The following is a 22,801-nucleotide window of genomic DNA, read 5'->3' on the forward strand; positions in this document are numbered from 1 at the left end:
AAGTGCCATAAGTTGTTAAATCAGAGCGAGATACATCGCAATTTCCTTGCCTTCTTGGCAAATCCCGGCCACCCCAGTGACTGACAACGCAAGCGAAAGCATGAAGCGCTGTAAAACTGTCCCAAGCCTGGAGGGACCTGCCTGTCAGGTCCGCTTAACAACGTTCGATCATGAATTCCGTTTCAGCGGGGACTGAAGTCCCGCGCTGAAAGCGGTGCTAAAGCCCCGCACTCCATGGAGTGCGGCGATTCATCGCCGCTTTTCGGTGAAGGCTTTAGCCTTCACAAACTTGGCATTTGCCGTGTTTTCCCGCGACCACGAAATCTGCCCACCGGTAGGGGCAATTCACGAATTGCCCCTACGTGGCCCCTTTGGGCTCTCACAGCTTCAAACGAAAACTAAGGATAAGCCAGACGGATGGCCAGTTGCTTGGAGGTACCCTGGCAAGTCAAATGACGGTTGTCGCACTATGACGTAGCAAGGGAGCGTCCCATGGCAAGCGTGGCAAAAGACGGCAAAGGCTGGCGAATCCTGTTTGTGGCCCCTGATGGCAAGCGAAAAACTCTTCGCCTTGGCCGTGTGGACAAAAAGACGGCGGAGAGTATCCGCGTCGACGTGGAGTCGCTGCTGGCTTCGCGCATCACCGGCTTACCTGTCCAGCCAGCCACCGCCGCTTGGCTGAATGCCACCGGTGAGGCCTTCAAAGAGAAATTGGCCAAAGCGGTATGGAGTCCTGACCCCGGCTTTGGCATAACCTGCGGGCATCCTGCGAAAGCGACCTCGCCCAAGCGTTCCCGCTGGCCGTGGTCACCAAGTGGTTGGGCAATACCCCCTCCATTGCGTTACGCCACTACGTGGACCCGACGGATGCGGCATACCAGGTCGCCCTGCAGTGGAGGCCCAAAACCAAAGCGGACTCGAAGCGTGTTCAACCGGACACGACTGGTGTCCAAGCGAACACTGGCACAGATTCCGGCACACGGGTGGCACACAATGCGGCTCAGCAGATTTCCCGCAAGAGATGGCAAGATAAAGAACTTTTCGTCCCAAGTATCGATGAATAGCTATGTTTTGCAACGGGATGTGAAACGTAACTTATGGTTGTAAGATGACTTAGCGCGCCTCGCAGGACTCGAACCTGCAACCTTCGGTTCCGTAGACCGATGCTCTATCCAATTGAGCTAGAGGCGCCCAGAACAAGATAAACTGCCACATTTCCCGCTTGGCCGTCCATTCGCGAGATCGGCCGCTGGAACCACCGTCATTGGTATTTTAGCGCCGTGGCACGGCCAATCAAAGGGGGAGCCCTTCTCGAGGGGGTGACCCGGCTGCCCTATGACCGGTTTTTTCACATCTTTTGCCGCGATCCGATTGAGGCTTGCACTCAGGCTTGTGGCTCACAGCGGCACCGTGCTAGATGCAGCTATCGTGGGGCATTAGACCACCTACGAGATGCAGATTGCAGATCTGCCGATGTTCGGCCACCATGGTGACGGCAGAGTATCGCTTTGCTGTGGTGTCGAGCTTCGGCAACCTGTCCCGCGCTTACTACTGGCTCAATGAGGAGAGGAAAAATGGACCCATTCAAATCCGGAAATCTGGAACCGCGTCGCACAGTGTGCATTTTTGCATGCGGAGTCCTGTGGCTCGTCGCCGTGACGGTTGCCTCTGGAGAAACGCCCTGGCGGCAGGTTCCGTTGCAGGACGTTCAGATTAAGGGCGAAATGGGTCGGCGGATTGACGTGACCATTGAAAACAACATCCTTCAGATCGACATATCCCGGGACTTCCTCGCACCATTTCAAAGCCGCAACCAAAAAGGGGGCTACGTGGGACTGGGGAAGTTACTCGATAGTATTGTCCGACTGGCTGTTCATACCGGCGATCCACGTTTGCGCGAATTAAAAGACCAAATTATTCGCGAGATACTCGCCACGCAGGAGGAAGACGGATATATCGGGATAATGGAACCTTCGTCGCGAATGTGGAGTTTGTGGGACATTCACGAGATGTCGTATCTGGTCTATGCCCTCGCCACGGATCACCATTTTTTCGGCACGGAAGATTCCCTCCAGGCTGCGCGTCGGCTGGCGGATTACATCATCAGTAATTGGGAGGCTCATCCTGACAACCAGCCGGGCGGGGGTTCCATCACCGTCTATATGGCCGTGACGGGATTGGAAAACGCTTTTCTGCTGTTGTCCGAAGAAGCGAATGATTCCCGTTATAAAGACTTTGTCGTCAATTTCAGAAAACTTCCCGAATGGCAGGCCCGAATCGTTGTGGGACGGCACGGTCAGATTGAAGGTCACATTTATGCCTATCTCTGCCGCTCCATCGCGCAGCTTCGGCTGGATGATCAGCAATTTGATCCGCGGCTCTGGCAGGCGAGCCGACAGGCGTTGGATTTTCTGCTCCATCGCGAGGGTATGGTCATCACCGGCGAATGTGGCGATCATGAATGCTGGCACGACAGTCAGTCGGGGACGATCAATCTGGGTGAAACATGCGCTACGGCGTATCTCATCCGCTGGCTGGATGAGCTTTTACGCCGTGAAAAAAAGAGCCTCTATGGGGATATTATGGAGCGAGTTATTTATAACGGATTATTCGCTGCTCAGTCTCCCGATGGTCGGCGCATACGGTACTACCCACCCTTTGATGGGCCGCGATCGTATTTTTCAAGCGATACATATTGCTGTCCCAATAACTATCGTCGGATCGTTGCCGAGTTGGCGGGGATGGTTGGCTATCAAACGGAACAGGGGGTTGCGATCAATCTCTACACTGCGGGCCAGCTTAAGCTGCGGCTTCCAGGTGGCCAGGTTGCCACGATCACACAGCGAACTGACTATCCTCACGACGGGGTCATAACCCTCACGGTCAGTCTCGCGCAGCCAGAGGCGTTCGAACTTCGCCTGCGAATTCCTCGCTATTGCGAAGAAGCCTCGGTGAAACTCCCAGACCAAAGCGAGGCCGTGGTTGTCAAAGGCGGAGATTGGGCCATTTTCAGCAGGACCTGGAAAGATGGTGACGAAGTGGTGCTGACAATCCCGATGAAATTGCGACTCGTGCGGGGACGGCGGGCTCAATCTGGCCGGGTTGCCGTGATGTATGGACCACTGGTGTTCTGCTTGAGCCGCCAGGCGCATGCGGACCTGAAAGACGTCGATCTCCGCCTGATCACCCTCAATCCGGAAACGCTGGAAGGGCCATTCCGCGATGAAGCTGTTCACCCTGGGGGACTGGCCTGCCGCGTGAAAGCATGGGCCCCAGGAGCATGGTATCCTCACGCTCCGACCAATTACACGCTGAAGCTCACCGAGTTCGCCGATCCCACGGGGGAAGCAACCTACTTTCATGTGCCCAACCCGTACGATCCGGCGTTCGTGGAGGACGAGTTGATCGTACCCACAAAGGATGGATCACCCTGAGGGGCCGAGCAATCGTGGCGACCGTGGTGCGGGTTTGAGTTGCGCGATACAGGGCGGATGAACATTTATAACTATTAAGATGCGGGGTTACATTTTTACTCTTTGGCAAATTCCGCCCGGTAAATGGTGCCTCCCTGGAGGCGAACCCGTCGCTCAAAATGGGTGCGGTAGTCCATGTCATGCTGGGGAGTGTGCTCGGGGACAGGGAAGGGGCCAGTCAATCGTGTATTCGCTTTGAGCAATTCAAGTGTCGTTTGAAAATACTCTTCCACGTCAGTCCAAAAATGAAGGCGTCCGCCTGGCGTCAATACGCGCTCGACATCCCGCAGGAAGCTTTCCTTCATGACTCGCCGTTTTTTATGTCGTTTTTTCCACCAGGGATCGGGAAAATAAACGTGCACGGCCTCAACCGAACAATCCGGTAGCCACTCGGCGAAAAAACGCAGGGCGTCGCCGTGGATCACAATCGCATTCCGGACCCCCAACTTGGCCAGACCAGCGGCGGAAAACCGGGCGTATTTCTGCGACACTTCCAAACCGATGAAGTCACGCTCTGGATGAGCCACGGAGACCTGTCGAAGGAACAGGCCCTTTCCACTGCCCACTTCAACCTCCAGAGGTGCGACGCGCCCGAAAATCTGGTCACTCTGCCACGGCTTGGGTATCGCCTCTAGCTCGCGGTAGTGGAAGGAGAGATCCAGGTTGGGATCTATCTTGCGCAAAGCACGTCGTCCCATTGTCACTATTCCGTATTAACATCTCGAATACAGTATAAAAAGTACTCGTCTACCACGTGACAAATGAAAGCGTAAAACGCGCTACCAGTTGTTGAAAATACGGCCGTGTTTTTCCGACAACCAATTTGCGCTAGACTTTCACCTCTCGCGAGACACGACGCGAGTTCCGATGGGGTCCTCCCTCATCTTTGGGGGCAGCGCGTGCGTTCCGCCCGGACTTGACAGGTCAGAACGACAGGAAGTCCGCAAACGGTTGGATACCCCGATCTCGTGTTTCCGCGCCCTTTTTCCTTTATCATCTTATCCCGAAGCGGTACCGCCATCGAAGGGGTTACCCCGGTCGGCTGATGGGTGAAAACACAGACGGGATCATCTCCGTGGGCAACTTTCGTCCGGCGATGGGACAAGGCTAACCACAAGCCGGATTTGCCTGGGCCGAGTATCCGCCAAGACCGGATGGGAAACTCGAACCAAGGGAGGAATTCTGCACAGAACTGCCTGGCTTTTCCAGACTGCTTGATTTTCCAGTTTGAGATTGACTGCTGACGGCCTTTTCTGTAAATACCTCCTTCCCAGTATCGGGGTGGACCGGGTGGACAGGCTGAATCCCTGTCCGCGTGTGGATGGTTGTTCTATTACCTTGCTGGGACAGCCCAGAAAAGGCCCACTCGATATGCCGGAACCACAGGACCAGGTCCCGCAAGCCACTGTCGAAAAATCTCCGGAGAGAGCGGAACGCCGCATGCCCGAGGCCGTCCGCCAGAAGGGCATCCGTGCGCTCTTCGGTTCCAAATGGGGTTTGCTGGCACTGGTGATCGGTTCGGTCGTGGTGGTTGCCGGCCTGGGCGGTCTCGCATGGTGGTGGTTGACAGGCAAGCCAGAAGACGGTGCCACGGCACTTTTTGAGGCGGTCGATGCTCAGGATTGGCCCACTGTCCACGAAATGGCGGCAAAAGCTCTGGCAGATAAGCGGGCAGATCCAGAGTTACTTAGGGCGGCCTTGTTCGCGCAGCTTGTGGCCTATACTGCGGAAGCCGACCGTCAAACGGGCACGGAGCGCCACCGCATGCTCCTTCTGGCAGCTCAATTTGGAGATCAGGCAACGATTGTGGGACTTCCCCCCGGCCGTGAAGCTGATGGGCTGTTCACCCTGGGACGAACGCTTCACTATCTTTCCCGATTTGCCGAAAGCCGGAAATACCTCCGAGAAGCCGCCAAACTCGATTCCCAAAAGCAGCCGCGTGTGAACTGGCTGATGGCCGAGTCCCATCTTTTGGATCCAGAGGGAAACCGGCAGGAAGCGCTCCGCTTCAATCAGGCCTTCCTCTTGACGCCGGGACTTGACGCGCTTTCCCAAAATGCGGGATGGTTGCAGCAGGCACGAATTCATCTTGCCCTGGGCAGTCCTGATGCGGCCGAAGAGAGCCTGAAGCATCTCACTCCTAAAGGGGTCAACTCTTCGGAAGCGTATTTGGTTCGGGGACAGATTGCCCTCTTGCGCGCTCAGAAACTGGTCCAAAATAAAGAGTCAAATAGAAAAGAAGAATTCCTCAAATATATCAACGAGGCGCGAGCGTCCTTTGAGCGTGTGAAGTCGGATGCGCTTGGTGACGAGAGCGCGCGGGCCAAAGCGGCGTATTTACTCGGGGTGATCCTGAATCTGGGGGAAGACTATGACGGAGCCATGGCAGCTTGGGAACGCTGCTGTTCAGAGTTTCCGGATTATCCGGAGAGTTGGGCTGCCCGGTTCCAGATCGCCCGACTTAACCACCGCCTTGGTCGTCACGACCGCACCGTGGACGAGCTGGCCAATTGTATCCAGAAGATGGTTGACGCGGAGCGGTTTCTCAATCCCTGGATATCGAAGGAAGATATTCGTCAAACCGTTGACCAAGTATGGTTGGACTGCCTTGATAAAAAACTTTTCTCCTTGTGCCTGAAACTCGCCAACGGTATGGAGGGCGTTTTTACGCCGGAGCTTGTATACAGCCTTCGCGCAAAGACCTACATCGCCTGGGGGGAATATCTGGAAAGCTCAAAACCGGAAGATGGAACCACTGAAGATAACAAGGCCCTGGCACGACGTTATTTTCGACTGGCCGGGGATGACCTGACGCGACTGGCACGATTCCGAGCAGCAACGCGTTTCTACACCGAGGACCTTTGGCAAGCTGCAGATTATTACTATCGAGGTGGATCGTACACGCGGGCATCCCGTGTATTGCGCGAGTATCTGCGAAATGAAGCCCGCCGCAGAAATCCCCAGGCCCTTCTGCGATTGGGAGAATGTCTTCTCGCCATGGGCAAGCCAGACGACGCCCTGCGCGTGCTCTATGAGTGCATTGAATTCCACTCTAAAGACGCCGCGTCCTACAAAGCACGACTTTGGGCAGCGTATGCCCACATGGAAAAAGGGGAATACGACAAAGCAGAGGCTGTTCTGGTTGAAAATCTTGCCGGAGAGCTGGCTCCCACCAGCCTTGAATGGCGGGATTCGCTCTTCACTGTGGGGACGCTCTATTTTCGCCTCGGGCGGGATCGTGAAGCGTTGGAAAAGCTGGAAGAAGCCGTGCGACGTTATCCCCAGGACCGTCGCGTTCCGGAGGCTCGATATTTCCTGGCGGAACTTTATCTTCGCGCCGCGGTGGCGAAGGCCTCAAGTCAACCAAACATTCCCGCGATGCAGTCCGCTTTGACTCGCGATCTGCTTCAAAGCGCCCTCGAAGAACTTCAGGTTATTCAAAAGGAATTGGATTCCCAATGGGACAGGGGGGGCACAACTCCCGCGACGCAAAAACTCCTCCGCAACGTGTATTTCGCATTGGGTGACGTGCTTTATCGCCTTGGACGCTTCGGAGATGCCATCAACACCTACGTGACGCTCACCAATCGGTTGCAATCGGAACCAGAAGTCCTTGATGCGTATATGCAGATGGCCCGCTGCTATCGTGCCATGGGACGCACCAGAGAAGCGCAAACCACGCTCCAGCAGGCCAAAATCATGCTCAATCGACTTCCTCCGGATGTTGCGTTGGAAAAATCAACTCCTTTTTCCCGAGAGGAATGGCAGGCCCGTCTGGCATGGTTAGAACGCCATTTATAAATCGCGCCGATTCACGCCCGATTGTTGGTGTGTATCGCGATGGATGTAAATATCGCTCTATCTGGTATCACTGTAAGTGCACATAGTCGTATTCAACAATATGTAAAGATGCAGGACGAGATCACCAAGACGACTTGCATTGAGACTTTTATGGATAGGGTGTGATATGCCCGAGTTCATAACAGAATTGTGGTTAGAAAAACATGCGATTCTGACGGATATTTATGAATTAACGCAGCATCAATACACCTATGTGGAAAACAACCAGATAGACGGGGTGCTGGATATTCTGGCACAAAAACAACGTTTACTTGCAAGGCTCCAGCAGGTGGATAGCCGGCTGACGCGTTCAGGGGATCAAAAAGGCGGATCGGCGGAAGACACCCGGAACATTGCTTCGGGACTTCCGGAAGTTGTCAAAGCGTGCCGCGAACTCCTGGAAAAGATCGTGCAAGTGGAACAGGAGTGCCACGCACGTCTGGAAAAACGGCGGGATGCCATCGCCGCCGAATTGGGGCAGCTTCATGAAGTCTCACGGGCACGGGCGGCTTACATGGGAGGAAACGCCATTCCAGGCGGAGAACTCGATCTGACCCTGTGAATGCAGTTTCCTACCGATTAAGGCCTGCAAAGACCCGGTTTCAGGGAATAGTCCGACAGACGTTATGAACGAGCACGACCGAGCTGAACACACGGAAAACAGCACGCCACGGGTACCGAGCCAGGTGGGCCCAGCCACCGAAGGCACAGACCTGGCGGCCATTCTGGAGGCCTGGCACGCGGCGACGGTGCGCCTGGAACAGACTCACGAGGCCCTCCAGGCGGAAGTCAGGCGATTGACGGCAGAGCTTGAAAAGAAAAACCGCGAGCTTGCCCGTAAAGACCGTCTCGCTGACCTGGGTCGAATGGCTGCTCACATCGCCCATGAACTGCGAAACAGCCTTGTGCCGGTATCCCTCTATGTGAGTCTTTTGAAACGGCGAGTTACAAATGCAGAATCTCGCGAAATAATCGGAAAAATAGAGCAAGCCGTGCAGGCTGCGCAAAGCGTTTTAAACGACATCCTGCAATTCGCCGCTGATCGAGAACTTCAAGAAACCCTTTTTGAACTGAAACCATGGCTGATTGATATTACAAAGGAAATAGAATTGCAAGCGGTATCGCAGAAAGTGCATATAAAAGTGGAAGTGCCCGAGTTACTTTTGGCCTGGGCCGATCGCGATCTCTTGCGCCGTGTGATCATCAACCTCCTGCTCAATGCTCTCGATGCCATGCCTGGAGGAGGCGAGTTAACTGTCCGCGCGGCAGCCGCCGGTCGGGATCTTTTGATCTCGGTGGCGGATACCGGTCCTGGGCTCAGTGAGGAGGCCCTTCAGCACGCGTTTGAGCCGTTCTTCACGACCAAAGCGAATGGCACTGGGCTGGGACTGGCGATAGTCGAACACCTTATTCAACTACATGGCGGCACGATAACCGTGCAAAACGGAACGCACGGTGGCGCCGTATTTGATATTCATCTTCCCAATCGCTGTATCGTCCCCACGCAGATGGGCAAACGAGCCGCGTAAACGCGCCGTTTATAAGCGAATATAACGGAAATGGAGTCGCCACAATATGACTGATCTTAGAACTCCTAAAAGACAGGAAACAGCCCACACGCATCTTCGCAGGTCTGGCAGAATCCTTGTGGTGGACGACCATGCCGCGTCCCGCGAGGCGATGGCCGATATATTGCGTCGGGCAGGCCATGACGTGCAGGCCTGCGGAAGTGCAGCCGAGGCCATCGACTTACTTGCCCGGTCTTTCTGGGACGTAGTTGTCACCGACCTCAATATGCCGGGAATGTCGGGACTCGACCTCGTACGGCACATTGAGAAGCGACAGATCCCGACACGAGTGATCATGGTCACGGCGTACGCCACGGTTGCTTCGGCGGTCGAGGCGATGCGCCATGGCGCCTTCGACTATATCGAAAAGCCTTTTGATGCGGGGCAGCTCGAGCGCCTCGTGGCGGAGGCACTTCGGCACAATCAGGTCCTTCGCCCAGCAGAAACTGCTGCTCCGGCGGGAGCGGAACAGAACATGCCTGTTCTGGTGGGATCGAGCCGCCCCATGCAGGAGCTTCGCCGTCGCATCGAACAGGTGGCCGCCACCAGTGAGACAGTGCTCATTCTTGGAGAAAGTGGTACGGGAAAGGAGCTTGTCGCCAGGCTTATTCACTATCTTAGTCCTCGGGCTGCCGGACCCTTTATCAGCGTTAATTGCCCGGCGCTTTCGGCACATCTCATGGAAAGTGAACTATTTGGCCACGAGAAGGGGGCATTTACGGGAGCGGATTCAGACCGGGTGGGTCGTTTTGAACTGGCGCATAGAGGCTCCCTCCTGCTTGACGAAATCACGGAAATTGACACCGCGTTACAGGCCAAACTTCTACGTGTTCTGCAGGAGCGAGCATTTGAGCGGGTTGGGTCCAGCCGCACATTACATGTGGACGTTCGCGTTTTGGCCACAACAAACCGAGACCTGGAAAAAGAAATTGCCGGGGGCCGCTTCCGCCAGGACCTCTATTATCGTCTGGCAGTATTGCCCATTCATATTCCGCCCCTGCGAGAAAGAAAAGAAGATATTCCTGAATTAATTGCCCATTTTCAAAAGCGTTGTGCAGAACGGCTGGGACGGCCGGTGCCAGAGCTGGACGATTCGGCCGTAAACAGACTGATGGAGCACGATTGGCCAGGCAACGTTCGGGAGCTTGAAAACCTTGTCACGCGGGTATGTGTTTTGACGACGGAAGATCGCGTTACGGCAGAGCAGATCGGGCGGTGGCTTCCGGCATCCCCGGCAAACCCGCGTCCGATCGATATTCCGGTTGGCATCAGTCTTCAGGATATGGAGCGCTACCTGATTGAAGCCACATTGGAGAAATATGACGGACACCGGGAGAAAACGGCAAAGGCTCTGGGAATCGGGGTCCGCACGCTCACGGAGAAACTGCGCCAATATGGTTATCCTCCGCGAGCAAAGCGATTTTCACGGACAGGGTGATCGGCAAAATCTGCTGAATCGTTCCGGCAAAAGTTGCCATGATCACGGCGACGTGAGGAACCGGTGGGGATGAAAAGAGGCCAAAAGGCCCGGCAAAGTCCAGTAAATTTAATCGCCACTATTGGCATGACGGTTGCATCCATCCATATCAGATGTTGATCAGGAAAAACGTATGTGGAACGGAATCTTCACCGGCACCAGCATTCCTCTGTTGGCCAGTGTGGCCGATTTCACCGAGGTCAGGCATACCGTCCTGGCTGGTAACCTGGCCAATTTGGATACGCCTGGTTATCAGGCGATGGACTTGCCGGTGGAGGATTTCCGTGCCCATTTGCGAAAGGCCCTGGCGGAAAGGAACACGGTGCCCTTCAGCTCCCCGGGCGATCGAGCTTACTACCTGGGGGCGAGACCGCCCGATTGGTCGTCACACAAGCGACCGTTCGTCCGCCACGACGGTAACGATGTGTCCGTCGAGGAACAAGTCAGTGAAATGGTCAAAAACCAGATGCTTCACAATACGGCGCTGACCATCATGGCGAGCCAATTTCGGTTACTCTTGACCGCGATCAGCGAACGCGTGTAATAATACAGCCCGGCCTTTTGCAGAAGATGGGAGCCAGTTGCTAATTGGAGAAAATGAATAAAACGGAAGAAAATAGTAAGCAGGAAATTTTCGTGTGATTTATAACGAAAAGGATAGTGGCGATGTTTTCTGCTCTGGATATTAGTACCAGTGCACTGGTGGCCCAGCGAATTCGCATCACAGCAATTGCGGGAAACATTGCCAACATTTCCACAACTCACAATGAGCGGGGTGAGCCACATCCCTATCAGCCTCGCTACGTGACGTTTCAGGCCGATCCCGCCGTGGGGGCCTTTGGAGCAAAGGGGGTCCGTGTCTCGGGCGTCCGCGTCGAGGACCGTCCGCCGCGGTATAAGTACGAGCCCGGGCATCCTGATGCCATCCAGCAGGGTCCCATGCGTGGATATGTCGCCTATCCCAACATCAACCTGATGACGGAATTCACTGATGCTCTGGAAGCCGCCCGGGCCTACGAGGCCAATTTGGGAGCCATCGAGATCACGAAAGACATGACCCAGCAAACGTTGAGGATTCTGGCCTGATGGATGCGATTCGCGGGATCAATCCAGGTTCTTTGCCCATGGGCAGCCCACAGCAGGTGGGCTCCACGCAGCAAACCGATTTTCGTGATTTTCTCCTGCGCTCCATCCGCGAAGTGAATTCTATGCAGCAGGAGGCGGACCGGGCGGTGGAGCGACTTATGCTGGGGGAGGAGGTCACGCCGGCGGAAGTTCTCACGGCCGTCCAGAAAGCCGATATCGCCTTTAAATTGATGATGCAAATCAGAAATAAACTAATTCAGGCATACCAGGAAATCCAAAATATTCGTGTTTAGGGTTCTTTGGTCAGGTTAGTGGCACTTTGGAGAGGTCGCCGGTATTACGCACGAAGTAACTCGTGTGATTTTCTGATATCAGGTGTCCAGGGATGGACTTTCTGAACGCGACATGGCAGCAATTGCGGGATCTTTTCCTCGGCATGACGCCGAGTATGCGAATCACCACAGCGCTGCTTTTCGCTGCGGTGGTCGTCAGCCTGGGCTTTCTCGTGTCATATTCACACACGGGTGGCTCTGTATACTTGATGAATGGGGCTCACTTTTCGCCGAACGATTTGCCGGCAATGGAGGCTGCATTCGCCGCCAAGGGGCTCAATGACTATCGCATCGAAGGTACTCGCATCAGGGTTCCGCAGGGTAAACAGGATAAATATATGGCCGCCCTGGCGGAGGGCAATGCTCTGCCTTATAACTATCTGGATATTCTCGAAAAAACTATCAAGGAATCTTCCACCTTTGAGCCGCGTTACAAATTAGAAGAACGAACGAAAATCGCCCTGCAAAAGGAGCTTTCGCGCGTCATCAGCCAAATGGCCGGCGTCCAGGATGCCGTGGTGATGTTCTCTCGCACCAACCAAGGGGGCCTGCGTCGGGAGACGGTGACCACGGCCTCTGTCGCGATTAAGCCCATTGGGGGACAGGAGCTTTCCGATCAGGTTATTCGATCTATTCGATACTATGTGGCTAAAAGTATAGGCGGTCTGAAACCGGAAGACGTTGTTGTCACCAATATGGACACAGGGGCGAATTATTATGCCCTGGACGACCAACCTCTGCAGGCCGCAGAAGGAACTTATGCCCTGAAGCGATCCTGGGAACAGTACTTTGCGGAAAAGGTGAAAACGGCTCTGGGATATGTCCCGGGGGTTCTTGTGAGCTGCAACGTGGAACTTGATCCCACGAAATACCAGCGGCAAGAGCAGGTAAAACTCGATCCCAAGGCAGTTGCTCTCGACGTGACAGAGACCACAAAAACACGTCAGGCAACTTCGGACGCGGGAGGCCGCGTCGGTTACGTGGCGCAGGGCAACACGCCGCGATCGCTCAATTCGGCATCCACCGGACCAAGCGAGACAGAGGAAGAAACCCAACGAACCGAGCGAAACTCAGTTGGCCAGACAGTGATCCAGCAGGAGACCGCAGGACTGCTTCCGAAACGCGTGACAGTCTCAGTCGCAATTCCTGCCAGTTATTTTAGACGAATTTGGGAGCAGCAGCAAACCGGTTCTAATCCGAGCAATCAGCAAGGCCCGACAGCGCAGAACCTCGACAAAATTAGAACAGAAGAACTCAATAAAATTCGAACGCATATTGCGGCTCTTCTGCCGCCAGCGGAGGGGGTGAATGATCCGACACAGTTGGTTACCGTCACCGATTTTGTCGACATGCCCTCCAGCCCGCCACCGGAACCGTCAATCACCCAGCAGAGCCTCGAGTTTGTTCGCCAGTACTGGCCGACACTCGGGCTGATGGCTCTGGCCCTCGTCAGCCTGATTGTCTTGCGCTCCACCGTGCGGCAGACGGCGCAGCCTGTTACGGGCAGCCCGGTTGTCATTCCCGAAGCACCGACAAGCACGCCGGCAAACGAAGCCAGTGAAACCCAGACAGAGACTCGAACGAAACGTCGGGCGGCGACCGGCACGCGGTCACTCCGTGAAGAGGTCGCTGAACTTGTTGCGGAGGATCCTGAAACGGCTGCCAATATTCTCAAAGCATGGATTGGAAATCCAGTGTAGGTTAATATTTACAAATCCCATCCATGATTAACGCAAAAGGTATTCGTAAGGCCGCGATTTTCATTGACTGCCTGGAACCAGAGGCCGCCGACCGCCTCTTGGAACGCTTGCCTCCAGAATATGCCCAGCAGGTGCGTAATACCTGGATGGCGCTGGGAAGAATATCTGCGGAAGAAAGAGACCAGGTTATTCGAGAGTTTCTCAATCAGGCGGATGATTCACACTTGTCAATACAAAAATTAACGGAGCATAAGCCCCAAGAAATCGAAAAACCAGTTCTGGCCAATGTTGGCTCGGAGAACAGCCGGGCAGATACACCGTTTCGAATACTGCAAGATGCCGAAGCCGACAAATTGGCCAGTGTACTTGCCGGGGAGCGTGCTCCCACGATAGCCCTGGTCCTTGCTCATCTTGCGCCGGCGCAGGCCGGAGCCGTCCTTGTGCGGTTTCCGCGGGAAAGACAGGTGGAGATCATTCGCTGCCTCCTGGAGTTGGAAGAGACTGATCCGGATATTTTGCGAGAGATAGATAAGGCGCTTCAGGAAAAGCTGACGCAGATTAGTAATATATCGCGTCGCCGTGTTGCTGGATTAACGACCATCACCGGGATGGTTGAACACTGTGGAGAGGGAATTGCCGATCAGGTACTTCAGACGCTGTACACGGTAGCCCCGGAAGTGGCCGAACAACTCGCACCGCTACCGCCTGTCGATTTTAATCAGTTTATTCGTTTTGATGATGTATCTCTGGGAATAATATTTGAACAGGTATCTCCGGAGGTGGCGGTGCTGGCACTTTGGGGTGCGCCCCTTGGCTTACTGGAACGCGTTCTTAAGGAGATTTCTCCGTGGAAAGCAAGGGTGCTTCAATCGCAACTGGCCGAGTTAGGACCGGTGCGACTTCGCGATGTGGAGGAGGCTCGGAAGAGACTGGGGGAATTGGCCCGGAGACTCGCGATTGCTGGCAAAATCCGGCTGCCTGAAGAAATTGTGCAGTGGAAAAGAGAGTCCGGAACGTCACGCACAGGCGACGCTGTAGCCGACAGTTCGGGCCACTTTGTAAGAGTGGTCGGGTGATATTTCAACAGAGAATCGGGAATACATTTGTCATCGGGCAACAAAAATGCTGAGTATGTAGCATGAGCGCACGTGGTTCGACGGTGATTAAAATCGAGAATGCCAAGTTGGCCGCTCGGGCGACCCCGTTTAACTTTGAGGATATGGCCGAGCGTGCCAAACGTTACTTGGAGGAGGTACGTCGGCAGGCGACTCAGATTGTGATGGAGGCCAAGCGGGAGGCGGAGAGCATCAAAATAAAAGCCGAAGAAGAGGGAAAGAAAAAGGGGTTCCAGAATACAGAGCAGATTATTCGCCAGGAGTTGCAAAGAAATCTGGCCAGCCTGATGCCCGCACTGAAGGCGGCGGTGACTCAGATCAGCGAGGCACGCCACGAGTTGCTGCGTGAATGGGAACATAATCTGCTTGCCCTGGCGGCGGCGATTGCAGGACGAATGGCTCGTCAGACGATAGAGAAGACACCGCAGGTGATGCTGCCTCTGGTGAAAGAGGCCGTTCAGCTTGCAGCGGCATCGCCAACCTTGCGAATCCGATTGAATCCCAATGATTGGGAGGCATTAAAGCCGGAAATAGAGAGCCTTGTGCGGGAGCTGGTCCCCGTCGCGCACGCGGAGATAACGGCGGATGCCTCGATAACGCGGGGCGGATGCCGGGTTGAGACACAGTTTGGCGTGATTGATGAGCAGCTAGAAATTCAGGCAAAACGAATTATTGAGGAGCTGGCAGGTAACAAATGATCAATTGGTAACGTGAGCGGAAGCACTTTCTGCATGAAGAACATAGTCGCCTACTTAGACAGGATACTGCCCGCGGAAATACAGGGAACGGTGGTGCAAAGCGTAGGGGTCAGCATCACCGCGCAGGGGTTCCCGGTGCCCGTCGGATCGCTTGCAGAAATCGAGGTGGACCATGGCCGAAAGGTGATGGCAGAGGTCATCGGATTCAAGAACGATGCCACAATTTTATTTCCGCTGGGGCAAAAGGAGGGAATCCGGCGGGGAGCGGTGGTTCGCCTGTGCCGGACGGTGAGATGGTTACCGGTTGGTGAGGAATTACTCGGGCGAGTAGTCGATGCTCAGGGACACCCGATCGACGGCAAACCGAAGCCTCTTTTGAGGGATCGTGTCCTTTACGAGCAGGCACCTCCGCACCCATGCGAACGGCCCAGGATCAACGAAGTCCTCAGCACAGGCGTGAGAGCCATCGACGGGCTGTTGACGTGTGGAAAGGGGCAGCGTCTTGGGATTTTCTCGGCAGCAGGGGTGGGGAAAAGTGTGCTGCTCGGCATGATGGCTCGGTATACGGCGGCCGACGTGATTGTCGTCGGGCTTGTGGGCGAACGGGGGAGAGAAGTTAACGATTTTATTGAGCGCGATCTGGGTGTAGAAGGACTAAAAAAGAGTATCGTAGTCGTAGCAACCAGTGCTGAACCCGCTATTTTGAGAGTCCAGGCCGCGTACACGGCCTCAGCGATCGCCGAATATTTTCGCGACCAGGGTAAAGATGTCCTTCTTCTTATAGACTCACTGACACGTTTTGCTCTGGCCCAGCGCGAAATTGGACTGGCCGCCGGGGAACCTCCTACCACCCGTGGCTATCCCCCCAGCGTTTTTGCATTGTTGCCGAGACTCGTGGAGCGAGCAGGCCGAAGTGCTCGTGGGACGATCACGGCATTTTATACGGTTCTTGTAGAGGGCGATGATCTTGATGAACCCGTTGCCGATACTGTCCGCGGTTTACTGGATGGACATATTGTGCTTTCTCGGCGGCTTGCCGGTCGCGGGCATTTTCCGGCGATTGATATTCTCCAGAGCCTTAGTCGGCTCATGCCGGATATCGTGGATCCGGCTCACAATCGCGCGGCCATGCGCATACGGGAACTTTTGGGACTTTATCGCGACCATGAAGACGTGATCACCCTGGGCGTTTATCGGCGGGGCAGTCATCCGGGCGTGGACAGGGCCATTCAATTTCGCGATAACATCGACGCTTTCCTACGGCAGGATGTCAATCAGCGGGCGACTTATGAGGAAGCCCGGGGAGCGCTGCTGAGTTTGGCGGAACAGATTGAAAATTGGAAACCCGACCAGCAGACAGCCGGGACCCAGCGTCGGGACATGGAACGACCAGCCGTGGGAACCACACCACGACGTTCGTGAATATTTCGAGTATAGACTTCTATGGCCCAGTTTCGATTTGGTCTTGATAGTGTACTGAAACTTCGCGAGCAAGAGCGTGATAATCGACGCTTAGAATTGCTTCAGGCAATTTCGGCGGAGGAGATTCTCCTTGAACGCGCAAAGTTACTTGATATGCAGCAGATGCAACTTCAGGAGGATTTGCGCGCTGCGACGTGCCGGGGTGTTCTGGATGTCGATCAGGTCCTGGGATATCGTCGCTATGAATTGATCCTCGCAGCACAGCGGGAGGAACTCAATCGCCAGTTAGAAGCGGTACGAGAGGAAATTGAAAAACGACGTGCGGCGCTGCTGGAGGCAAATCGCGCACTGCGCGTGCTGGAACTGCTTCGGGACAAGCAACGTGAACGGTTTCTCAAAGGCACAATGAAAAAGGAGTTAAAGCAAATAGACGAGCTGGCCAGCCGACAGTCATCTGTCGAGGGTGATGCATGGGCAGAGTGTTAGAAGGACTATTGTCGGCAGCTCTGTATTTCTTCGCCGCGATGGCCATTGGTGCCCTGTGTATCGCCGGGCACCTCTGGTTCGCATGGGGATTGACCCCGGCGAAGGTTCGCCGCGGCCTGGCCGTCATGCGGGGTGAGCAGCAGACTGCCGAGAGTTCCAGCCTGAAAATCCAGGAGAAATCCGAGCCGCAGGAGGAGCCATCCTACGAGGCAATCCTCCAGCAGAGAACGTTGGAGTATCGCGATATTGAACTGAAAAACAAAATGTTGATGTCCTACAAGGATGAAATAGAAAATATCAGGCAACAGGTCGATTATAAAGAAAAGATCATCGCTGAAAAAGAGAAGAAACTGGAGACCCTGATTGCGCAGACAAGGCAGGAGGCCGAAGACGCCGGGCTCGAGACCGTTCGTCGGACCCTGGAGTCGTTGCGACCGGCGCAGGCAAAGGAGTTGATTAGTGAGATGTTGAACCGCAACGAACTGGACGATGTGGTTCGCTTGTTGCAGGGGATGAACGATTCCAAACGAGCTCGAATTATTGGTGAATTCCGCACGCCACAGGAGGCGGAACAAATAGCGGAAGTCCTTCGGCGATTACGGGAGGGGGGAGTGATCGGGGAAAGCATGGCCACGCCCAATCGGTTGCCGGCCGTCGCAGGCACAGCTCCAGCAGGGACACAGTAATAAATGACCGCGACATGTGCACGCGGATGCACAGTGCGGCTGTTGGTTTAGGCGCCAGCACGGCGCAGCAAGATTGTATTGTCCAATAACGTTTTGTTATAAGTTCGACGCCAACAATTGAAAGATAACAATGGCGACGGGAATCGACAACCCCGATATTTTGACTGCGCTGGGACGAACGGGAAGCCCCCGGGATTACGCGGGCTTGGACATAGGGTCAAAACCAGCAGGGAGCTCATTTCAGGATATACTCAATCGACAGACAGTAAAACAGTCGAGCGAAAATACGTCGAGCCAAGATGCGGAGGCGGCGGGCAGGAGAAAACCAATAGTGACGGCGAAAGCTTCGAGCGGTGAGCGAGGTTCCGCGGAACAGTCGGGGCAAGCAGAGTCGCCGTCGTCTGAGGTGAATCAAGGCGATTCCGGCTTCAAAAAAGACTTACTCTGCGGTCAGAGCAAAAAAATCCATAACACAAGTTTGAATCGAGTAAGCGCTTCTAAACGGAAGAGTAAAGATACGGCCGAAAAGAAAGAAAATGAACTAAGTGCGGCGACAGGCAAAGAACAGGTCGGGCAGAAAGCCGCTCCGCCACAATGTGCGGAATGTGCCATGCAAATCTCGAATGTGTTCCAGGAGGTAAGTGGTAACGCGCTCGACGTCGCAACAATCGAGGACGTGGAGGCGGGCAACGGGCAAGGGGACACGCCCTTATTGTCCGAGGTTGACGAGTCGCCAGGGACAACTCAGGCAAAGCCGATAATCGTTGGCAGCAACCAAAAATGGATCCACACGCTATCCACGAAACTGGAACAGAGAGACCCAGGAGCAGGTCCTCAGGGAGGAGAGCCGGAATCGACATCGAGTGTAAGTATCCATCACAAGTCTCTAGAAAATAACACAATACCAAAAGAGGTCAATACAGAGCGGGTAGCGACGATTAGCACGAAAAAGAAACTCCATTCAACTGCCGAGTTAAGTCAGAGACAAGATTCCGTGCAGACAAGGTCGGTCACCGAGGAAGCAGATTCGGTCGAAGGGAGAAAATTGCTGGTTGCCTCCCCATTTGAAGCAAAATCCATAGACCAGGAAAAAACGCACAAGATAGTCCAGAAAGAAAGTGAAGCAAAAGACGTGGTGGAAAAGCTAAGGGCGTTGGGGCGCGAAGCTGATGCACCACCAAGCGTGAGAAGCCGCCCTGCGTCATCGTCCATGTCCGGACGAATTTCATCAACTTCGGGGGAAGAGGCTCCCCACCTCTCCCAGCAGGACAAAGTAGAACTGGTTCAGCGAGTTTTTCATGCCGTGCGACTTGCCCGGCTTCGGGACGGCGAATTGCGGCTGCGGCTCCATCCACCGGAACTGGGAGCGCTTCGAGTGGAGCTCCGCGTGGAGGGCGGTGCACTCATGGCGCGACTGGAAGCGGAATCGCCTGCAGCCCGGGATTTGTTGATGGACAATTTGCCCGATCTGCGCCAGAGGTTGGCAGAGCACCGTCTGAAAATTGAACGCTTCGACGTGACACTGATGTCGCAATCGAACTCCGGAGGAGGGAGCCAGCAGCACACAGCGTCTTTCCACGCCCCGCGACCCTCTGGAATGCGGTGGAACGACCAGGGAAGTGTCATCACAGAAGAGCAGGATCATCCTGTGCTGGGTACACGATCCATCAGTAGTCTTTTTGATGTCATTGCATGAATATAACCGGCAATAACGCGAATGATAGTGTTTAAATATAGAAAACAAGGGTAGTACCGATGATAACAACACCGACTACGATTAAAGGTCAGGTGGGACCGCAGAACCCAAATGGGAAAGATGCGTTCAAAAATCTTGATCTAAGCGCGTTTCTGGCAATGATGATTGCTGAGCTTCAGAATCAGGACCCCATGAATCCCATGGATAATGCTCAGCTTTTGCAGCAGGTCAGTCAAATTCGGGAAATTGAATCCAACATGCGGCTGGTGAACACGCTGGAATCACTGGCAAAAGCCCAGAATATCACGGGGGGTGCGCTCCTGATAGGAAAGCAGATCAAAGGTCTGGACGCACAGGGAAACTCTGTATCGGGCAAAGTGGATAAGGTAGCCATGGAGGGGCAGGATCTGTTTCTCTATATTGGTGACAGTAAAATTCCCATAAAAAACATAACCGAAGTAAGTCAAGAAGGAAATACTACAGATATACACTGAGGGCTTCGTAACTGGTTGTGAGCACAAGCGTCCTAAAAATTTGAGAGTGTCCTTCCGATATGGGAAGCCAGAGGGAAGGCACTGAACGCGCTGACAGGAATCAGGCTTTATAAAGAAGGGTGATACGGCTATGGGTCTGGCGTCCGCTTTGACAACAGCATTAACCGGCCTCACGGCAGCCGAAACAACGATCGATGTGGTCGGCAACAACTTGGCCAATGCCAACACGGTCGGCTTCAAGGCCTCCTCTGCATCGTTCGCGACACAATTCCTTCAGACCCTCGCACTGGGTGCGATGCCAACGGCGGACTCCGGCGGCACGAATCCGCGGCAGATCGGCCTGGGGACAATGGTGGCCGATATTACCCCAAACTTCAATCAGGGAACCATCGAAGTCAGCTCCAATCCGACTGACATCGCAATCCAGGGAGATGGGTTTTTTATCGTAGAAGGTCCGCAAAACGAGCGGCTCTATACACGCAACGGTATATTCAAGCTTAACTCGCAGAATCAACTGATCACGATTACGGGCAATCGTGTTCTGGGATACGGAATCGATGAGAATTTCCAGGTTCAGGAAACCGATCTCCAACCGATCACAATTCCGATCGGTTCGGAGGCTGTGGCGAAAGCGACGGAGAATGTCTATTTGGAGGGAACGCTTTCGCCCACTGGGGATATTGCCACCACTGCATCGCGGATCCAAACGCCGATTCTGGGGGACGGAAGATACAGCCGACCGGAAGACCGCCTGACACCCGGTTATTCACCGGAACCGAATGTCAGCAGTGTGATTCCCAACAGTCAGAGTGTAGGAGGAGGACTGGTCGCTGGAACAACGTATGAATATCGCATTGTTTTTGCCCACGGCCAGTATATTCCGGGACCACCGCAGCAGCCGCCCGCCATGAGCGAGGGAATGTATTCGAGTATCATCTCAGCCACGGTAGGAGCGGGTAATGACGCGCTCGAGCTGACCAATCTGCCAACTGATCCGACGGGGAAATACGACTATATCCGGATCTACCGACGAACAGCCGGTGATACTGATTTTAAATACGTGGATGAGATTCCCATGGGGACCACCACGTATCTGGACACAAAGGCCGACGCAGCCCTCGGCCCGGCCATGAACACAACCCTTCTAAGTGGAAACTTTACTTACTATGTGGCCTTTGAAAAAGACGGACGAATCAGCCGACCAGGACCGATCAGTGACCCAATAAATGTTCTTAATGGCCGTGTCGTATTAAGTAACCTACCGACGGGCAATCCTGCCGAGTGGAACAATCGATATATCTATCGCTATTCACCAACAGATACTCAGTATCATCTTGTGGCGATTGTCAACGGTGTCACCGATCCGAACGTGGTGTTGACAGACTCCATGTCGGATGCGGAGCTGCTCACAAAGCCTGTTCTCGACATGGACGGGCCGAAGATTATACCCTCCACGAAGTTGGTGGACGTCCTGCGACGGGACGGCTCAACCTACGAACATGTATTTCAGGAGGGGGTTCTCGAATTTTCGGGCATTAAAGGTGGCCGGACCCTTGATAAAAAACAGTTGACGATTACCAACTCCACAACCGTGCAGGACCTCATTGATTTCATGGTCCAGGCGATGGGCATCCAGGTGCCCACCGATGACCCATCGAATCCCATTCCCAAGTCGCCTCCGCCGGATCCGCCGGCCGAGCCACAAACGAGCCCGGGCGGGCTGGTCAGCACGGATGGACGGATCATTCTTACCGGAAACAATGGAAAAGACAATGCCATTGATATCGGCATGTCGGGAATGCTGTTACGGTTTCCCGATGGTGTCACGACGACGGTCAGTCTTCCCTGGACAACCATCCAGCAGGCGGTGGGAGAAAGTGCGGTGACCGACTTTCTCGTCTATGATTCGCTGGGAATTCCCATTCGGGTTCGATTGACCGCGGTATTAGAGGCCCGGGATAGTACCAAAACCGTCTATCGCTGGTTTGCCGATTCTCCGGATAATGACCCGGTATCGGGTGCCGATATTTCCGTGGGAACCGGATTAATCTATTTTGACGGTGAGGGCAATTTTATTTCCGCAACCAACAATAAGATTTCTATCGAGCGGCGGCATGTGTCGGCACGCTCACCGCTGGAGTTTACGCTGGATTTCAGCAAAATCTCCGGTTTGGCTGCGAAAAACAGCACGTTGATGGTATCCCGCCAGGATGGGTCGGCGCCCGGCGTGCTGACGAGCTTCATCATCGGCGAGGACGGGCTGATCCGGGGTGTTTTCTCCAACGGTGTGACGCGAGATCTCGGTCAGATTCGCCTGGCACGGTTTGCAAACCCGGCTGGACTGGTTCAACGGGGTCAAAACCTGTATGCGGAAGGGGTGAATTCGGGGCTTCCCGTGCTGGGCAACCCCGGCGAGCAGGGCATCGGAACGCTGGTGGCGGGGGCTGTGGAGCTTTCCAACACGGACATCGGCGCAAGCCTGATCGACCTCATACTGGCCTCCAGCATGTATCGGGGAAACACCCGGGTGATCAGTACAGTTCAGCAAATGCTGGACGAGTTACTGTCGCTGCGACGTTGATTTTGGCAGGAGATGAGCTATGGTATGTCGAGCGGCTGGGGTCTCAATCGGGTGACCCCGGCCGTTCCTGGCATTTGCTAATCGCTTAAAAAGCTTTTAGGGCAGAGGGACCAAACTTCGGCTGTGCAAATTGGCTTTCAAGAAAAC

At 54.5% G+C, this 22,801-nt stretch carries 19 protein-coding genes and 1 tRNA gene; 18 read left to right on the forward strand and 2 right to left on the reverse strand.

The window, feature by feature from the left end; translation table 11 throughout:
• The first annotated feature begins 492 nt into the window (after positions 1-492).
• Complete coding sequence (locus THTE_RS03975; protein ID WP_095414214.1) at positions 493-1,107, forward strand: hypothetical protein; 615 nt, start codon at positions 493-495, stop codon at positions 1,105-1,107.
• A 10-nt stretch (positions 1,108-1,117) separates the two neighbouring features.
• On the opposite strand, the gene THTE_RS03980 is transcribed toward THTE_RS03975, so the two are convergent.
• A tRNA-Arg gene (locus THTE_RS03980) sits at positions 1,118-1,191 on the reverse strand.
• Between the two features lie 383 nt (positions 1,192-1,574).
• Here THTE_RS03980 and THTE_RS03985 point away from each other — a divergent pair.
• A complete protein-coding gene (locus THTE_RS03985) occupies positions 1,575-3,434 on the forward strand; it encodes a beta-L-arabinofuranosidase domain-containing protein (protein WP_157731708.1) in 1,860 nt (619 codons plus the stop codon).
• Positions 3,435-3,529: 95 nt separating this feature from the next.
• Here the strand turns inward: THTE_RS03985 and trmB are convergent, their stop codons facing one another.
• Positions 3,530-4,171, reverse strand: coding sequence for a tRNA (guanosine(46)-N7)-methyltransferase TrmB (gene trmB / locus THTE_RS03990; protein ID WP_095414216.1), 642 nt, complete (start codon positions 4,169-4,171; stop codon positions 3,530-3,532).
• A gap of 592 nt (positions 4,172-4,763) precedes the next feature.
• Here trmB and THTE_RS03995 point away from each other — a divergent pair.
• The 16 genes from THTE_RS03995 to THTE_RS04070 all read left to right on the forward strand — a co-directional run bounded on the left by THTE_RS03995 (position 4,764) and on the right by THTE_RS04070 (position 22,654).
• On the forward strand, positions 4,764-7,274 hold the full coding sequence (locus THTE_RS03995) for a tetratricopeptide repeat protein (RefSeq protein ID WP_157731710.1): 2,511 nt from the start codon (positions 4,764-4,766) through the stop codon (positions 7,272-7,274).
• A 166-nt stretch (positions 7,275-7,440) separates the two neighbouring features.
• Positions 7,441-7,875, forward strand: coding sequence for a flagellar export chaperone FlgN (gene flgN, locus THTE_RS04000; protein WP_095414218.1), 435 nt, complete (start codon positions 7,441-7,443; stop codon positions 7,873-7,875).
• A 64-nt stretch (positions 7,876-7,939) separates the two neighbouring features.
• Positions 7,940-8,842: a sensor histidine kinase gene (locus THTE_RS04005; RefSeq protein ID WP_095414219.1), complete on the forward strand. Its 903-nt coding sequence runs from the start codon at positions 7,940-7,942 to the stop codon at positions 8,840-8,842.
• A 46-nt stretch (positions 8,843-8,888) separates the two neighbouring features.
• The gene (locus tag THTE_RS04010; protein ID WP_095414220.1) at positions 8,889-10,319 is read left to right on the forward strand and encodes a sigma-54-dependent transcriptional regulator; all 1,431 of its coding nucleotides are present in this window, start codon (positions 8,889-8,891) and stop codon (positions 10,317-10,319) included.
• Between the two features lie 172 nt (positions 10,320-10,491).
• Positions 10,492-10,902, forward strand: coding sequence for a flagellar basal body rod protein FlgB (locus THTE_RS04015; protein WP_095414221.1), 411 nt, complete (start codon positions 10,492-10,494; stop codon positions 10,900-10,902).
• 122 nt (positions 10,903-11,024) lie between these two features.
• Positions 11,025-11,444, forward strand: coding sequence for a flagellar basal body rod protein FlgC (flgC, locus tag THTE_RS04020; RefSeq protein WP_095414222.1), 420 nt, complete (start codon positions 11,025-11,027; stop codon positions 11,442-11,444).
• Complete coding sequence (gene fliE, locus THTE_RS04025) at positions 11,444-11,737, forward strand: flagellar hook-basal body complex protein FliE (protein ID WP_095414223.1); 294 nt, start codon at positions 11,444-11,446, stop codon at positions 11,735-11,737. Before flgC ends, fliE begins: the two co-directional genes overlap by 1 nt.
• 92 nt (positions 11,738-11,829) lie before the next feature.
• Positions 11,830-13,476 (forward strand): flagellar M-ring protein FliF C-terminal domain-containing protein, encoded by a 1,647-nt coding sequence (locus tag THTE_RS04030; RefSeq protein ID WP_095414224.1) that lies wholly within the window; start codon positions 11,830-11,832, stop codon positions 13,474-13,476.
• Between the two features lie 23 nt (positions 13,477-13,499).
• The gene (locus THTE_RS04035) at positions 13,500-14,552 is read left to right on the forward strand and encodes a FliG C-terminal domain-containing protein (protein WP_095414225.1); all 1,053 of its coding nucleotides are present in this window, start codon (positions 13,500-13,502) and stop codon (positions 14,550-14,552) included.
• A 62-nt stretch (positions 14,553-14,614) separates the two neighbouring features.
• On the forward strand, positions 14,615-15,289 hold the full coding sequence (locus THTE_RS04040; RefSeq protein WP_095414226.1) for a FliH/SctL family protein: 675 nt from the start codon (positions 14,615-14,617) through the stop codon (positions 15,287-15,289).
• Between the two features lie 33 nt (positions 15,290-15,322).
• Complete coding sequence (locus tag THTE_RS04045) at positions 15,323-16,711, forward strand: FliI/YscN family ATPase (RefSeq protein ID WP_095414227.1); 1,389 nt, start codon at positions 15,323-15,325, stop codon at positions 16,709-16,711.
• 21 nt (positions 16,712-16,732) lie between these two features.
• Positions 16,733-17,197, forward strand: coding sequence for a flagellar export protein FliJ (gene fliJ / locus THTE_RS04050; protein WP_095414228.1), 465 nt, complete (start codon positions 16,733-16,735; stop codon positions 17,195-17,197).
• Positions 17,182-17,883, forward strand: coding sequence for a hypothetical protein (locus tag THTE_RS04055; protein WP_157731712.1), 702 nt, complete (start codon positions 17,182-17,184; stop codon positions 17,881-17,883). Before fliJ ends, THTE_RS04055 begins: the two co-directional genes overlap by 16 nt.
• Before the next feature lie 610 nt (positions 17,884-18,493).
• Entirely contained in the window at positions 18,494-19,579 is a 1,086-nt protein-coding gene (locus THTE_RS04060) for a flagellar hook-length control protein FliK (RefSeq protein WP_157731714.1), read from the forward strand.
• A gap of 59 nt (positions 19,580-19,638) precedes the next feature.
• The gene (locus tag THTE_RS04065) at positions 19,639-20,073 is read left to right on the forward strand and encodes a flagellar hook assembly protein FlgD (RefSeq protein WP_095414231.1); all 435 of its coding nucleotides are present in this window, start codon (positions 19,639-19,641) and stop codon (positions 20,071-20,073) included.
• A 130-nt stretch (positions 20,074-20,203) separates the two neighbouring features.
• A complete protein-coding gene (locus THTE_RS04070; protein ID WP_095414232.1) occupies positions 20,204-22,654 on the forward strand; it encodes a flagellar hook-basal body complex protein in 2,451 nt (816 codons plus the stop codon).
• Positions 22,655-22,801 lie beyond the last annotated feature (147 nt).

Origin of the sequence: Thermogutta terrifontis (assembly GCF_002277955.1) — a bacterium.
Taxonomy (GTDB): Bacteria; Planctomycetota; Planctomycetia; order Pirellulales; family Thermoguttaceae; genus Thermogutta; species Thermogutta terrifontis.

What these genes read in the sequence shown, in the direction of transcription:
- THTE_RS03975 (WP_095414214.1), top strand. Translation starts at nt 493, where the DNA reads ATGGCAAGCGTGGCAAAAGACGGCAAAGGCTGGCGAATCCTGTTTGTG.
- THTE_RS03985 (WP_157731708.1), top strand. Translation starts at nt 1,575, where the DNA reads ATGGACCCATTCAAATCCGGAAATCTGGAACCGCGTCGCACAGTGTGC.
- trmB (WP_095414216.1), bottom strand. Translation starts at nt 4,171, where the DNA reads ATGGGACGACGTGCTTTGCGCAAGATAGATCCCAACCTGGATCTCTCC.
- flgN (WP_095414218.1), top strand. Translation starts at nt 7,441, where the DNA reads ATGCCCGAGTTCATAACAGAATTGTGGTTAGAAAAACATGCGATTCTG.
- THTE_RS04005 (WP_095414219.1), top strand. Translation starts at nt 7,940, where the DNA reads ATGAACGAGCACGACCGAGCTGAACACACGGAAAACAGCACGCCACGG.
- THTE_RS04010 (WP_095414220.1), top strand. Translation starts at nt 8,889, where the DNA reads ATGACTGATCTTAGAACTCCTAAAAGACAGGAAACAGCCCACACGCAT.
- THTE_RS04015 (WP_095414221.1), top strand. Translation starts at nt 10,492, where the DNA reads ATGTGGAACGGAATCTTCACCGGCACCAGCATTCCTCTGTTGGCCAGT.
- flgC (WP_095414222.1), top strand. Translation starts at nt 11,025, where the DNA reads ATGTTTTCTGCTCTGGATATTAGTACCAGTGCACTGGTGGCCCAGCGA.
- fliE (WP_095414223.1), top strand. Translation starts at nt 11,444, where the DNA reads ATGGATGCGATTCGCGGGATCAATCCAGGTTCTTTGCCCATGGGCAGC.
- THTE_RS04030 (WP_095414224.1), top strand. Translation starts at nt 11,830, where the DNA reads ATGGACTTTCTGAACGCGACATGGCAGCAATTGCGGGATCTTTTCCTC.
- THTE_RS04035 (WP_095414225.1), top strand. Translation starts at nt 13,500, where the DNA reads ATGATTAACGCAAAAGGTATTCGTAAGGCCGCGATTTTCATTGACTGC.
- THTE_RS04040 (WP_095414226.1), top strand. Translation starts at nt 14,615, where the DNA reads ATGAGCGCACGTGGTTCGACGGTGATTAAAATCGAGAATGCCAAGTTG.
- THTE_RS04045 (WP_095414227.1), top strand. Translation starts at nt 15,323, where the DNA reads ATGAAGAACATAGTCGCCTACTTAGACAGGATACTGCCCGCGGAAATA.
- fliJ (WP_095414228.1), top strand. Translation starts at nt 16,733, where the DNA reads ATGGCCCAGTTTCGATTTGGTCTTGATAGTGTACTGAAACTTCGCGAG.
- THTE_RS04055 (WP_157731712.1), top strand. Translation starts at nt 17,182, where the DNA reads ATGGGCAGAGTGTTAGAAGGACTATTGTCGGCAGCTCTGTATTTCTTC.
- THTE_RS04060 (WP_157731714.1), top strand. Translation starts at nt 18,494, where the DNA reads ATGCAAATCTCGAATGTGTTCCAGGAGGTAAGTGGTAACGCGCTCGAC.
- THTE_RS04065 (WP_095414231.1), top strand. Translation starts at nt 19,639, where the DNA reads ATGATAACAACACCGACTACGATTAAAGGTCAGGTGGGACCGCAGAAC.
- THTE_RS04070 (WP_095414232.1), top strand. Translation starts at nt 20,204, where the DNA reads ATGGGTCTGGCGTCCGCTTTGACAACAGCATTAACCGGCCTCACGGCA.